This window comes from Vibrio sp. 1CM24A, from assembly GCF_023161725.1.
GTDB classification, from domain to species: Bacteria; Pseudomonadota; Gammaproteobacteria; order Enterobacterales; family Vibrionaceae; genus Vibrio; species Vibrio coralliirubri.
In genome coordinates this window covers 18,390-31,834 of the sequence record NZ_JALNTS010000010.1, presented here as the reverse complement: position 1 = coordinate 31,834, position 13,445 = coordinate 18,390, and the positions used below count along the sequence as shown (strand labels likewise).

The 13,445-nt window shown below is 44.3% G+C and carries 14 protein-coding genes; 7 read left to right on the top strand and 7 right to left on the bottom strand.

Annotated features, from left to right (window positions below; genetic code table 11):
• The first annotated feature begins 9 nt into the window (after positions 1-9).
• Complete coding sequence (suhB, locus tag MSG38_RS20245; protein WP_017062836.1) at positions 10-813, top strand: inositol-1-monophosphatase; 804 nt, start codon at positions 10-12, stop codon at positions 811-813.
• Positions 814-1,088: 275 nt separating this feature from the next.
• Here suhB and secF read toward each other — a convergent pair whose 3' ends face one another.
• The 5 genes from secF to queA all read right to left on the bottom strand — a co-directional run bounded on the left by secF (position 1,089) and on the right by queA (position 6,747).
• The gene (secF, locus tag MSG38_RS20240) at positions 1,089-2,036 is read right to left on the bottom strand and encodes a protein translocase subunit SecF (RefSeq protein ID WP_017062837.1); all 948 of its coding nucleotides are present in this window, start codon (positions 2,034-2,036) and stop codon (positions 1,089-1,091) included.
• Positions 2,037-2,050: 14 nt separating this feature from the next.
• Entirely contained in the window at positions 2,051-3,907 is a 1,857-nt protein-coding gene (secD, locus tag MSG38_RS20235; RefSeq protein WP_082154832.1) for a protein translocase subunit SecD, read from the bottom strand.
• A gap of 20 nt (positions 3,908-3,927) precedes the next feature.
• The gene (gene yajC, locus MSG38_RS20230; protein WP_010440492.1) at positions 3,928-4,257 is read right to left on the bottom strand and encodes a preprotein translocase subunit YajC; all 330 of its coding nucleotides are present in this window, start codon (positions 4,255-4,257) and stop codon (positions 3,928-3,930) included.
• Positions 4,258-4,367: 110 nt separating this feature from the next.
• Complete coding sequence (gene tgt, locus MSG38_RS20225; protein ID WP_017056177.1) at positions 4,368-5,504, bottom strand: tRNA guanosine(34) transglycosylase Tgt; 1,137 nt, start codon at positions 5,502-5,504, stop codon at positions 4,368-4,370.
• A 190-nt stretch (positions 5,505-5,694) separates the two neighbouring features.
• On the bottom strand, positions 5,695-6,747 hold the full coding sequence (gene queA / locus MSG38_RS20220; RefSeq protein ID WP_048613454.1) for a tRNA preQ1(34) S-adenosylmethionine ribosyltransferase-isomerase QueA: 1,053 nt from the start codon (positions 6,745-6,747) through the stop codon (positions 5,695-5,697).
• A 334-nt stretch (positions 6,748-7,081) separates the two neighbouring features.
• On the opposite strand from queA, the gene MSG38_RS20215 reads away from it, so the two are divergent.
• Positions 7,082-7,528, top strand: coding sequence for a CBS domain-containing protein (locus MSG38_RS20215; RefSeq protein WP_017062524.1), 447 nt, complete (start codon positions 7,082-7,084; stop codon positions 7,526-7,528).
• A 69-nt stretch (positions 7,529-7,597) separates the two neighbouring features.
• Here MSG38_RS20215 and MSG38_RS20210 read toward each other — a convergent pair whose 3' ends face one another.
• Entirely contained in the window at positions 7,598-8,503 is a 906-nt protein-coding gene (locus MSG38_RS20210; RefSeq protein WP_017062525.1) for a hydrogen peroxide-inducible genes activator, read from the bottom strand.
• 210 nt (positions 8,504-8,713) lie between these two features.
• On the opposite strand from MSG38_RS20210, the gene MSG38_RS20205 reads away from it, so the two are divergent.
• The 5 genes from MSG38_RS20205 (at position 8,714) to MSG38_RS20185 (ending at position 12,723) form a co-directional block, all read left to right on the top strand.
• Entirely contained in the window at positions 8,714-9,322 is a 609-nt protein-coding gene (locus MSG38_RS20205; protein ID WP_004740353.1) for a peroxiredoxin C, read from the top strand.
• Between the two features lie 313 nt (positions 9,323-9,635).
• Positions 9,636-10,379, top strand: a complete 744-nt coding sequence (locus MSG38_RS20200; RefSeq protein WP_248402474.1) for a copper homeostasis protein CutC — start codon at positions 9,636-9,638, stop codon at positions 10,377-10,379.
• A 98-nt stretch (positions 10,380-10,477) separates the two neighbouring features.
• Positions 10,478-11,407 carry a LysR family transcriptional regulator gene (locus MSG38_RS20195; RefSeq protein WP_086971776.1) on the top strand — a complete coding sequence of 310 codons (930 nt, stop codon included), beginning with the start codon at positions 10,478-10,480 and terminating at the stop codon, positions 11,405-11,407.
• Positions 11,408-11,533: 126 nt separating this feature from the next.
• Entirely contained in the window at positions 11,534-12,085 is a 552-nt protein-coding gene (locus MSG38_RS20190; RefSeq protein WP_086971774.1) for a porin family protein, read from the top strand.
• Between the two features lie 146 nt (positions 12,086-12,231).
• Positions 12,232-12,723, top strand: a complete 492-nt coding sequence (locus MSG38_RS20185) for a hypothetical protein (protein WP_086971772.1) — start codon at positions 12,232-12,234, stop codon at positions 12,721-12,723.
• A gap of 9 nt (positions 12,724-12,732) precedes the next feature.
• Here the strand turns inward: MSG38_RS20185 and phoU are convergent, their stop codons facing one another.
• On the bottom strand, positions 12,733-13,431 hold the full coding sequence (gene phoU / locus MSG38_RS20180; RefSeq protein WP_009848270.1) for a phosphate signaling complex protein PhoU: 699 nt from the start codon (positions 13,429-13,431) through the stop codon (positions 12,733-12,735).
• Positions 13,432-13,445: the final 14 nt, after the last annotated feature.

Genomic DNA, 13,445 nt, shown 5'->3' with positions numbered 1-13,445 from the left:
AAAAACCATATGCATCCAATGCTAAACATTGCGATACGCGCTGCGCGTAAAGCTGGCAACCATATTGCTAAATCTCTAGAAACAACTGATAAGATCGAATCGTCTCTAAAAGGTAACAACGATTACGTTACTAACATTGCTCAAGAAGCTGAGTACATGATCATTGAGACAATCAAAGCATCTTACCCAGAGCACAGCATTATTTCTGAAGAGAAAGGCCTGACTGAAGGTAAAGACTCTGATGTACAATGGATCGTTGACCCACTAGATGGCACCAACAACTTTGTAAAAGGTTTCCCTCACTTCTCTGTATCTATCGCTGTTCGCATGAACGGTCGTACAGAAGTTGCTTGTGTTTATGACCCAATGCTAAACGAGCTATTCACAGCTCAACGTGGCGCTGGCGCTCAACTTAACAACGCTCGTATGCGTGTTACTCAACTAAAAGACCTTCAAGGTACTGTTCTAGCGACTGGTTTCCCATTCAAGCAAAAACAACACTCTGAATCTTTCATGAAGATCATTTCTGGTCTATTCATCGACTGTGCTGATTTCCGTCGTACAGGTTCTCCTGCTCTTGACCTATGTTACCTAGCAGCTGGCCGTGTTGATGGTTACCTAGAGCTTGGCCTTAAGCCATGGGATCTAGCAGCTGGCGATCTAATCGCTCGTGAAGCTGGTGCTATCATGACTGACTTTGCTGGCGGTACTGATTACATGACTTCTGGTAATGTTGTTGCTTCAAGCGCACGTGGTGTTAAGTCTATTCTTAAGCACGTTCGTGAGAACGCTAACGAAGGTATGCTGAAGTAATTCAGGCCTTACGTTAACGCTCCCTGTTACAAGGGCGCATAGAAATTCCAAAGCCTCGCTATATAGCGAGGCTTTTTTGTATCTGCGATTTGAGCTCAGAGATACGAGATACGAGATACGAGATACGAGATACGAGATACGATGTCTCTTAGTGAAATGAAGTTCAACATACTTCAACGCTAAATTGTATTGAGCTTCCCTAGAATACAGACGTAAAAAAACCGCTAGTTGCCTAGCGGTTTTTTTTGGTTTAGCGAAACGTATTAAGCCAAAGCCTAAGGCATCTCGTCAAACTCTTCACCTTCTTTGTCCACTTGTGGTGGCATTAGGTGTTCACGCGTAATACCCAACTTCATAGCTAGTGCTGATGCAACGTAGATAGAAGAGTAAGTACCAACCGTAATACCCAGTAGAAGTGCAGTCGCGAAGCCGTGAATCATAGCGCCGCCCTGAACGAACAGTGCGATAACTACGAATAACGTGGTACCAGAAGTGATCAATGTACGGCTCAATGTTTGTGTGATTGAGCTGTTCAGTACTTCAGGTGCTTCACCCTTACGCATCTTACGGAAATTCTCACGAATACGGTCGAATACAACAATGGTATCGTTGAGGGAGTAACCGACGACCGTTAGCAAGGCTGCTACGATGGTAAGGTCTACCTCAATTTGCATTAGAGAGAACACACCAAGTGTAATAATAACGTCGTGCGCCAACGCTAATACCGCACCCGCAGCCAAACGCCATTCGAATCGCACTGATACGTAGATCAAGATACAGATAAGAGAAACAAGGATAGCAAGGCCGCCCGCTTCTGTTAATTCGTCACCCACGTTAGGACCAACGAACTCGATACGACGCATTTCAACTTGCTCACCAGTACCATTCTCAATAGCAGAAAGGATTTGGTTACCAAGCGTTTCGCCCGCTACGCCATCACGTGGACGTAAACGAACCATCACATCACGAGCTGAACCGAAGTTCTGTACCGTTGCATCACCAAAGCCTTCTGCTTCTAGTGCGCTACGAATATCAGGAAGGTGTGCCGGTTGTTCAAAACCAACTTCAATCAGAGTACCGCCAGTAAAATCTAGACCCCAGTTCAACGATTTCGTTGTTAGGGTGAAGATAGCAGTACCAATCATCAAGATAGAAAAAACAAAGGCAACCTTTGACCAACGCATAAAGTCGATCATTTTGTCTGCTTTTAGAATCTGAAACATATTAATTCCTAGCCTTAGATCGACAGTTTTTTAACGCGTTTGCCGCCATACATCAGGTTCACGATACAACGTGTTCCGACAATAGCTGTAAACATTGAAGTCAAGATACCGATAGACAGCGTCACCGCGAAGCCTTTGATAGCACCAGTACCCACAGCAAATAGAATGATTGCTGTTAGTAGTGTGGTGATGTTGGCATCGGCGATTGTGCTGAATGCGTTAGCGTAACCTTGGTGAATAGCTTGTTGTGGACTACGTCCATCTCGAAGCTCTTCACGTATCCGCTCAAAGATCAGAACGTTCGCATCAACCGCCATACCGACCGTTAATACGATACCGGCAATACCTGGCAGGGTCATGGTAGCCCCCGGAATCATCGACATAACACCGATAATCAACACCAAGTTAGCCATTAACGCAACGTTCGCAATCAGACCAAAGCTACGGTAGTAAAGCAGCGTAAACAGCATTACAGCAGCCATACCCCAAACCATCGCCATGATACCCATATCGATGTTTTGCTGACCCATAGATGGACCAATGGTACGTTCTTCTACAATCGAGATAGGCGCAATCAACGCACCAGCACGCAGTAGAAGTGCCAAGTTATGAGCTTCAGCCGTTGAGTCAATACCAGTAATACGGAAGTTACGGCCTAGCGCAGATTGAATCGTCGCTTGGTTAATCACTTCTTCGTGCTTACTTAAGATAACTCGACCTTCCGGTGTTTTACGACCACTGTCTTTGTACTCTGCAAATACCGTTGCCATTAGCTTACCGATATTCTGACGAGAGAACGCTGACATCTTGCTGCCACCTTCGCTGTCTAGCGAGATGTTAACTTGAGGACGACCATATTCATCAACACTTGAGCTTGCATCAGTAATACTTGAACCGCCTAGAATAACGCGCTTCTTAAGTACCACAGGACGACCATCACGATCTTGCTTGATTTCGCTACCCGCAGGGGCACGACCAGAAGCAGCAGCGGCTAAGTCAGCACTGCTATCCACTTCACGGAACTCAAGCGTCGCAGTCGCACCAAGGATTTCTTTAGCGCGAGCCGTGTCTTGAACACCAGGCAATTCCACTACGATACGACTAGAACCTTGACGTTGAACCAAAGGCTCAGCAACACCAAGTTCGTTTACACGGTTACGTAGAATGGTAATGTTTTGCTCTACCGCGTAGTTACGGATTTCTTGAAGACGAGCCTCTGTAAAGCTTGCAACCAAAGAGAAACGACCGTTAGATTCAGAATCTACAAATGTCATATCTTGGTGCTTAGATTGCAGTAGCGATTTCGCTTCAGCAAGCTGCTCTTCGTTACGCAGAATCACCTCAACCGCATCTTTGCCAGATGGTCGAATCGCACGGTAACGGATTTTCTCTTCACGAAGTTCACTACGGAATGCTTCTTCTTGTTGGCCAACCAGCTTTTGCATCGCAGCGTCCATATCCACTTCCATTAAGAAGTGAACACCACCACGTAGGTCAAGACCAAGTTTCATTGGTGCAGCACCAATAGATTCAAGCCAATTAGGAGTTGAAGCCGCTAGGTTTAAAGCAACGATAACGTCATCGCCTAGTGCTTCTGTGATGATATCACGGGCACTAATTTGCGTATCTGTGTCGTTAAAGCGAACAAGAATGGAACCGTCTTCGAGAGCAACGGATTTAGTAGAAAGGTTTTCTGCTTCAAGAGCATTGGTGACAGCATCCAGCGTAGACATATCTACAGAGGCGCCGCGCGCCCCTGTAACTTGAACTGCCGGATCTTCACCGTATATATTTGGAAGTGCGTACAACGCAGCGATAGCGATGGCAAACACCACCATCAAATACTTCCATAACGGGTAACGGTTTAGCACAGCGAGGATCCTCTAGCTGTTTATAGAGATTTCAGAGTACCTTTTGGTAGCACTGCTGTAACGAAGTCTTTCTTGATAACTACTTCGTTGTTTGCGTTCAGTTCGATAGCAACGTAGTCGCTGTCTTCAGCAATCTTAGTGATCTTGCCAATTAGGCCGCCGCTTGTAAGAACTTCATCGCCTTTGCCCATAGAAGACATAAGGTTCTTGTGCTCTTTAACACGCTTAGCTTGTGGACGGTAGATCATGAAGTAGAAGATCACAGCGAACATACCTAGCATGATAAGCATTTCGAAACCGCCGCCTGCTGGTGCACCTTCTGCTGCTGCGTGAGCTTGAGAAATAAACATTTAAAACATCCTCTATTATATTTTCGTAATTGTTTGTCTAATTGGGTCGCATCCCTTTATTTTCAAGCCCCATCACTCGGAAGAGAGATAGGGCTCGCAAAAAAGAAATACTAAGATTCTTTACCTAGTGGTGGCACTTCACGCCCCATTCTTGCGTAGAACTCTGCAACGAACTCTTCAAAGCGGTCTTCATCGATAGACTGACGAATGTCTGACATTACTCGTTGGTAGAAACGCAGGTTATGAATCGTGTTCAGTCGAGCACCTAGGATTTCGTTACAACGATCCAAATGGTGTAAGTACGACTTGCTGTAGTTCTTACAAGTGTAACAGTCACACTCTGAATCTAGTGGTGTTGTATCGGTTTTATGCTTCGCATTACGGATCTTGATCACACCTTCAGTCACAAACAGGTGGCCGTTACGTGCATTTCGCGTTGGCATTACACAGTCAAACATGTCGATACCGCGACGAACACCTTCAACCAAGTCTTCAGGTTTGCCTACGCCCATTAGGTAACGTGGCTTATCTTCCGGCAGTTGAGGACATGTGTGCTCAAGAATGCGGTGCATATCTTCTTTTGGTTCGCCTACTGCTAGGCCGCCTACTGCGTAACCGTCAAAACCAATTTCAGTTAGGCCTTTAACGGATACATCACGAAGGTCTTCGTACACGCCACCTTGAACGATACCGAACAGTGAGTTCGGGTTTTCAAGTTTGTCGAAGTGGTTACGTGAACGCTCAGCCCAACGAAGAGACATCTCCATTGAGTCTTTTGCTTCTTTGTGTGTCGCAGGGTAAGGCGTACACTCATCGAAGATCATTACAATGTCTGAACCTAAATCTTTTTGGATTTCCATAGACTTCTCAGCGTCCATGAAGATCTTGTCACCGTTTACAGGGTTACGGAAATGAACACCCTCTTCAGTGATTTTACGCATTGCACCTAGGCTGAATACTTGGAAGCCGCCTGAATCAGTTAGGATAGGACCGTGCCAGTTCATGAAATCGTGCAGGTCACCGTGCATTTTCATGATTTCTTGGCCAGGACGTAGCCATAGGTGGAATGTGTTACCTAATAGGATTTCAGCACCTGTGTCTTTTACTTCTTCAGGTGTCATACCTTTAACAGTACCGTAAGTACCTACAGGCATGAATGCTGGGGTTTCAACGGTACCGCGTTCAAACTGAAGTTGACCACGACGTGCGCCGCTATTAGTTTTTTTAAGTTCGTATTTTAATTTCACGAAGCCTCCAATATGCCAGAGAAACAATCTGACTGTTAATTCAGAACCTTAGGCCAAACAAAAGTTCAGTCTAGTGGGTTCTATGAGGAGCGGTCGCGTATTCCTTGCGAGAGATTAGACAGACACCCTGCCCGACTCCTAGCTTACTGCTAGCACCCGTAAATTTTTGTATCGCTTAAACCAGCTTAACTTAGCTCGTTTTCTTATTGATGAACATAGCATCGCCGTAGCTGAAGAAACGGTATTCGCTCTTCACGGCGTGATCGTATGCGCCCATCACATTGTCGTAGCCAGCAAATGCACTCACCAACATAATCAGCGTTGATTCTGGCAAGTGAAAATTGGTAATCAAGCAATCCACCAACTGGTATTCATAGCCAGGGAAGATGAAGATTTCTGTATCACCAAAGAAAGGAACGAGTTCGGTGCCTTTCTTCACTGCATCTTGCGCTGCACTTTCTAGTGAGCGAACTGATGTTGTACCAACAGCAATAATACGGCCGCCACGAGCTTTTGCTGCAGCTACGGCGTCAACCACTTCTTGCGGTACTTCAACGTACTCAGCATGCATGTGGTGATCGTTAATATTATCAACTTTTACTGGCTGGAACGTACCAGCACCAACGTGAAGCGTCACGTAAGCAAACTCAACACCTTTTTCTTTCATGTCAGCCATTAGCTTGTCATCAAAGTGAAGGCCTGCTGTTGGCGCTGCAACCGCACCCGGCTTTTCATTATAGACAGTCTGGTAGCGCTCTTTATCTGCATCTTCATCAGGACGATCGATGTAAGGAGGCAGTGGCATGTGACCCACACTGTTAAGAATCTCTAAAACGCTTTGATCGGATGTGAAATGGATTTCGAATAACGCATCATGACGCGCCACCATTTCAGCTTCATATTCATCGTTCTCACCAAGGAACAACTTGGTACCCGGCTTCGGTGATTTAGAACAACGAACATGCGCAAGAATGCTTTTCTCATCAAGCATACGTTCAACCAGAACTTCAAGCTTACCGCCTGAAGCCTTGCGACCAAATACACGAGCTGGAATCACTCGAGTATTATTGAAAACAACAAGATCGCCTGGCTCAACCAAGTCTAAAACGTCTTTAAACGAACCATCAGCTAGGTTACCGCTGTTGCCATCTAATTTAAGTAGGCGGCTTGCTGTACGCTCCTCTTGAGGGTAGCGAGCAATGAGTTCATCTGGTAGGTCAAAGTGAAAATCTGAAACTTGCATGTGTCTAGTCTTGTCTTAGTTGATGAGATTTGTGCCGTTGACGAATCATAAATCGTAGTTGCTGGATAATCGTTACGGTAAGTCAATCGTTACCAGAAACACATCGCAAACACGACTAAAAATTTCGCAGTGGGCTAGTATAGGCACACGAGCCGCAATAGCAAGGTTTACAGCACTGGATTATTGTAAAGAGGCGTAAAATAATGCGACTGATTCACCTCCTCAAGCTAAAGAATTAGTTGCATAAAACTCACCCAAGAATGCGTCAGATCTCAGTTATTTTTTGGATAAAAAACTATAGTAATAGCAACAAATAAAAAAGAAGGAGGTTCGTATGATCAAGGTTGAAGATATGATGACTCGCAACCCTCATACCCTATTGCGCTCACACTCACTGGCCGATGCTAAGCACATGATGGAAGCGCTTGATATCCGCCATATTCCGGTCGTTGATTCCGACAGGCAGCTACTTGGTGTCGTCACACAACGAGACGTTCTAGCCGCTCAAGAATCCAGCCTACAAAACATCCCACAAGCTCAATCTTTTACTCTCGCCACTCCCCTTAACGACATCATGCACAAAAGTGTTATGTCGGTAGAGCCGCGAGCAGGGTTAAAAGAGTCGGCTATCTATATGCAAAAACATAAAGTGGGCTGTTTACCTGTCGTAGAAAACCACGAACTAGTAGGCATTATTACAGACAGCGATTTTGTCACAATAGCGATCAATTTGTTGGAGCTACAAGAAGAAGTCGAGCCAGAAGAAGCGGAAGTAGAGTAACGCTCGGAAATGATATAAAGATGAGCGGCCAATTCAGCCGCTCAGAGGGATTGTTGTCGCAGCGGATTATTACAGAAGCTCAGATACCACATCCGCTAATTGATGGAATGTCTCACGACGCGAAGAGCTTGGTCGCCAAACAAGGCCAATATCTCGGTAGGCCTGTTGCCCAGGAGGGTCGATCACAACAAGATTCTGGTTTTCCAATAAACCATGGTCGATCGCCATCTGAGGAATAAAGGTAGTACCTAAACCGTTCGCGACCATTTGAACCAATGTGTGAAGGCTCGTCGCTGTGAACGGGTTGATCTTCTCTTTATCCGTTAACTTACAAGCCGACACTGCATGCTCTGTTAAGCAGTGCTCGTTTTCCAACAAGAATACAGATTCGTCTGGCAGGTCATCGTATTTAATCGGAACGCGAATACCATCAGCTTGATTGCGACTGATCACCATCCGGAAAGGGTCTTGCCCAACAACTTGGCTTTCCATATTGTCGATATCGACAGGCAAAGCCAGAATCAGTACATCTAGGTCTCCATGACGCAGCGCAGCCAATAGGTTGGTCGTTGTATCTTCACGTAACAATAAATTAAGCTGAGGAAAGCGTTGGTTGGCCTCTTGTACCAAATCACATAAAAGGAACGGCGCGATAGTAGGAATACACCCGACTCGCAGCTGTCCTTGCATCGCATCCCCGTTACATAGATTTCCAAGCTCAACCAGATCTTGTCCTTTCGCTAGTAGCTCTCGACCGTGCTTTACCACCAGCTCACCTGCTTGCGTGAAAACCAGCGGGCTCTTTTTATCTTTCTTCTCATAAAGCGGGCAACCGATGAGTTCTTCTAGGTTTTGAATACCTTTACTTAACGTAGATTGACTGACGAAACAGCGATCTGCGGCATCACTGAAGTGACGAGTTTCGTGAAGAGTAACAAGATAGTGAAGTTGCTTAAGACTTGGCCATTTATTCATGAAATTACTTTGTAATATGAGTAGGATAAGTTACGTAAAGGTCATAAGACCTAAGGACAGGACAAAGAATAAGCTTATCGCTTTTTTCGATTAACTTAATCTATTTAATTCGCTTTTTTCTATAGTACCGATTGTACTATAGTTTGTCCCGTAGAAACGGAGCCCAAACAAAGATGTGTTGGGCCAACTAATTTTTTAGGAGATTCCAAAATGGTACTAGTAGGTCGTCAAGCCCCTGACTTTACTGCAGCAGCTGTTCTAGGTAACGGTGAGATCGTTGATAACTTCAACTTCGCAGAATTCACTAAAGGTAAGAAAGCTGTAGTTTTCTTCTACCCACTAGACTTCACTTTCGTTTGTCCTTCAGAGCTAATCGCTTTCGACAACCGTCTTGAAGATTTCCAAGCTAAAGGCGTTGAAGTAATCGGTGTTTCTATCGATTCTCAATTCTCTCACAACGCATGGCGTAACACTGCTATCGCTGATGGCGGTATCGGTCAAGTTAAATACCCTCTAGTTGCTGACGTTAAGCACGAGATCTGCAAAGCATACGATGTTGAGCACCCAGAAGCAGGCGTTGCTTTCCGTGGTTCTTTCCTAATCGACGCTGACGGTCTTGTACGTCACCAAGTAGTTAACGATCTTCCACTAGGTCGTAACATCGACGAAATGCTACGCATGGTAGATGCACTAAACTTCCACGAGAAGAACGGTGAAGTTTGTCCTGCACAATGGGAAGAAGGTAAATCAGGTATGGACGCATCTCCAAAAGGTGTTGCAGCATTCCTATCTGAGCACGCTGACGACCTAAGCAAGTAATTACCTCTTAAGCCCGAACTCAACGCGGGTTAATGGTTGGAAGACTCTCTATAAAGAGACATAAAGCATAAGCTAATAGCGCAAAGCGCACCGCCAATCAGTTAAGAAGTAAAGTCCTATTAAAAGCCCGAAGTTAACGCTTCGGGCTTTTTGTTTACCCCTCCTCGCCGCCACCCTAGACTGCCTCATGTAATAAATAATTGAGGTAGCGATAAACCTAAACTTTACCTCTATTTTCCCTTATCCCCATCTATTCAGAATCACACCTAGATTGCTATTATTTCATCAGTATCTTTTTGAACGGATAAACAAGATGAACACCGAAATTGAAGTCTGTATCGATAACTTAGAATCTCTTCATAACGCACTATCTGGTGGCGCGAATCGAATTGAGCTTTGCTCTTCATTGGCACTTGGCGGATTAACTCCAAGCTTCGGAATGATGAAACAAGCGGCAATAGTTTCGTCGGTTCCGGTCTACGCTATGATACGCCCAAGACAAGGCGACTTCATTTTCGATAACGACGATATGCTCTGTATGCTTGAAGATATTGAAGCTTGTGCAAATGCAGGATTGGATGGGGTCGTACTTGGTGTGTTAGCGCCGAACGGAAGTATCGATATGCAAAAAATGCAGCAACTGGCTGAAAAAGCACACTCGTTAAAGCTTGGGATTACCTTCCACAGAGCCATCGATCAAAGCTCTGATTTCCAAGCAGCATTAGAGCAGATCATTTCACTTGGATGCGAAAGAATCCTGACATCAGGGCTTGCTGTGAATGCTGAACTAGGCATCGATGTATTGGCAGCAATGGTCAAACAAGCCGATGGACGAATTGATATCATGGCAGGGTCCGGCGTTAACGCTGCGAATGCTAAAATGATTCAAAGCGCTACCCAAGTACCTGCTCTTCATCTTTCAGGTAAATCAACAAGACCGAGCCTAATGGAAAACAACTCGAGTGCTCAAATGGGCAATGATGATATTGATGATTATCAGATCCCAGTGACAGATGCGAGTAAGATATCTGATGTGAGAGCCGCCCTCATCGCCTAGGGGATAGCCGCTAACATAAATCCAGAGAACCTCGCTGACTAATCTAACTGACTGACGTATATTAGATTTAATAGCGCAGAAAATTTTCATGGATAGATATGGCTAAAGACTTATTCAGCTCTCTTGATTTAAACCTGTTACGAACATTCCTGATTGTTTATCAAGAAAAAAACACCAGAAAGGCTGCGGAGCGACTCTTTGTTTCACAGCCTGCTGTTAGTCAGGCCTTACAGAAGCTACGCCACCACTTCAACGATGACCTTTTTGTAAAGGTACATGGTGGCTTACAAGCCACCGCATTTAGCGAAGAGCTAGCGAATGAAATCTCACCTCATTTAGATGGTTTGAAAACCGCAATTAACTCCTCAAATACCTTTGACCCAAAGCAAATTGACTACCCAATAAAAATCGCTTTGTCTCCAGTGGTACTCGCATGTTTATCAGGGACTCTTTACAAAGTCATCAAGCAACAAGCCCCAAACTGTGAGTTAGAATTAACGAGCTGGAGTACGTCGTCTGTAAAAGATATTCAAAAAGAAGATGTCTTATTAGGTGTTGCTTATCAACTCACCAACGTTTCTAAAGAGATTTATGTTCAGAAGCTCGTTGATATTAAAGGGCGCTTATTTGTACGAAAAGAGCACCCGATTAAAGAGTCTACTGTCACCCCACAAGATTTAGCAGGTTATGAGATTGCATCGCTAATATCACCAGGCTGGAACGATAACTTCAGTCAGGCTTCACGAATATTAGAATCCTACTCTATTCCTCATCGAATTGGGTTTCGTTCCGAGATGGTATTGGCTCTTATTGATGTCCTACTAAACTCTGATATGTATATGCCTCATTCCAACCTCTTTCCTATCGACAACTATCCCAACCTGAGAGCTATTGATGTAGATGTCGCTAACGACTTAAAAATGGTCGGAGTGTATAGCCATATCCATGCAAAAAATCGTAATAACCCTCTTCATATGTGGCTCAGCAATGTCATTAAAGAAGCGTTAAACGAACAAGTTAATAAGTAATGCTTATTAGATTTATACAAAACACTACTTAGCCTAAAAATAAAACACTGTTTAATATTAGCTATCAAAACGGATACTGAACTACGAAGGATCGTGCAGTTAAGTTAACCCTAGATAGAGACTAATATGAAAATTGCACTTATTACCCTAATTTCAGCTTCACTACTTTCTGTTCCAGTTCTTGCAAACAACTTTGACAGCCAACACCGTGTGGGTATCGGTTACAACCAAACTCAAGTAGACGATTGGCTAACCGATGACACAGTTGATTGGGGTAACGGTATCAAACTTGAATATGGTTATGAATTTAACCGTATCGTAGGTATCAACGTTTCTTACGCAACGAATAGTGACGACGAAAACGTTGAAGGTATAAAAGCTGAGATCGACGGTTACAAGTTCCAAGTTGATGCTGACATCGGTTATAAATTTGAATTGGATGGCTTCTCTTTGAAACCTTACGGTGTCCTTGGTTTAGCACGTCAAAGCGAAGATAATTCTATTGGTTATTCAGATACAACGTGGACTGAATCATACAACGATACCAGCTTCGTTGTTGGCCTAGGTGGTCGAGCTGAATTCGGACCACACCTATACACTGACATGCGCTTTGAATTCGCGAGCTACGATGACGTAGATTACGACACATTCTCATGGACTGTCGGTTACCGCTTCTAATAAATTGAAAAAGCCAGCGTTCAAGCTGGCTTTTTACGATCAGTCAATTGCTGGGTTCTAACACCTCATCAAAGTTGAGCCCCTTTCGAACAATTCGAATCAAAATTCATTGCAGCCACGGACGGCTAATTGCTTTAGGTATTTTTATGAAGATAAAAACTTCCCTGCTTTTACTTTCAGCCCTTTCTACTTCCGTTTCAGCAAGTGCTCTTCATTTATCCCCAGAACTAAAAATTGGCTCTTATCATGGCTTCGGAGTTCAAGCTGGCATTACTGATGTGGCAAATTTAGGTGCCGTTTATCTTAGCTATTCTCACCTTTGGTATGATAGCGATCGATATGACGAAACAGTTGATGCGTATCGTGTTGGTATCCAAAACATGTTTGGAAGAAACCAAATCCATGGCTTTCAGGCTGAGATTGGTGTGGCAAGTTATGACGGTACAAAAACGCGCTCAGGCGAACTAGAAGAGAAAACAACACATGGTATAAGCCTAGGTGGTGCCTACGTTTATCAAGCGACACCAATGCTTGGATTACGTGCTGGTGTTGATATGAATATTTTTGATCACAATAAAACCTTTGTGCCTTACGACACAACGGTCAATTTCAATCTTGGTGCCATTATTAGCTTCTAAAGATAAACGCTATTTTAGTGCGTCATCAAGGCTTTGATCGCCGAGGTGACGTACATCTTTACCCTTCACAAAATAAATAATGTATTCGCAGATATTCTGGCAGCGGTCTCCGACTCGCTCGATCGCACGAGCTGACCACATCACCTGCAAAATATTGGGAATGTTCTTAGGATCTTCCATCATATAGGTCATTAACTGACGAATAACGGCCTCGTACTCCGCATCCAACTTATCATCAAGCTTGTGAACTTCTGCTGCTGCATCAACATCCATACGAGCAAAAGCATCTAATACTTGGTGAAGCATGGTGATTGCCTGACGGCAAAGGGGCTCTAACGAAACATGGAATTTCTGCTCTTTGGTTGAAGGGATCTCAATAGCACCTTGCGCAATTTTAGAAGCAACATCGCCAATACGTTCCAGATCGGTAATCGTTTTGATGATCGCCATAATCAAACGCAGATCTTTCGCTGTCGGCTGACGCTTTGCAATAATTCGAGTACACGCCTCATCAATCGACACTTCCATCGCATTAACTTTATGGTCATCACGAATCACTTTTTTAGCCAATTCAACATCGTCTTTATGAAGCGCCTGCATTGCAAACGAGAGTTGCTGCTCCACTAACCCGCCCATGGTCAATACATGAGTACGGATCGACTCTAACTCGACATTGAATTGCCCTGAAATGTGGCGACCGAAATGCATACTTGCTCCTTGAA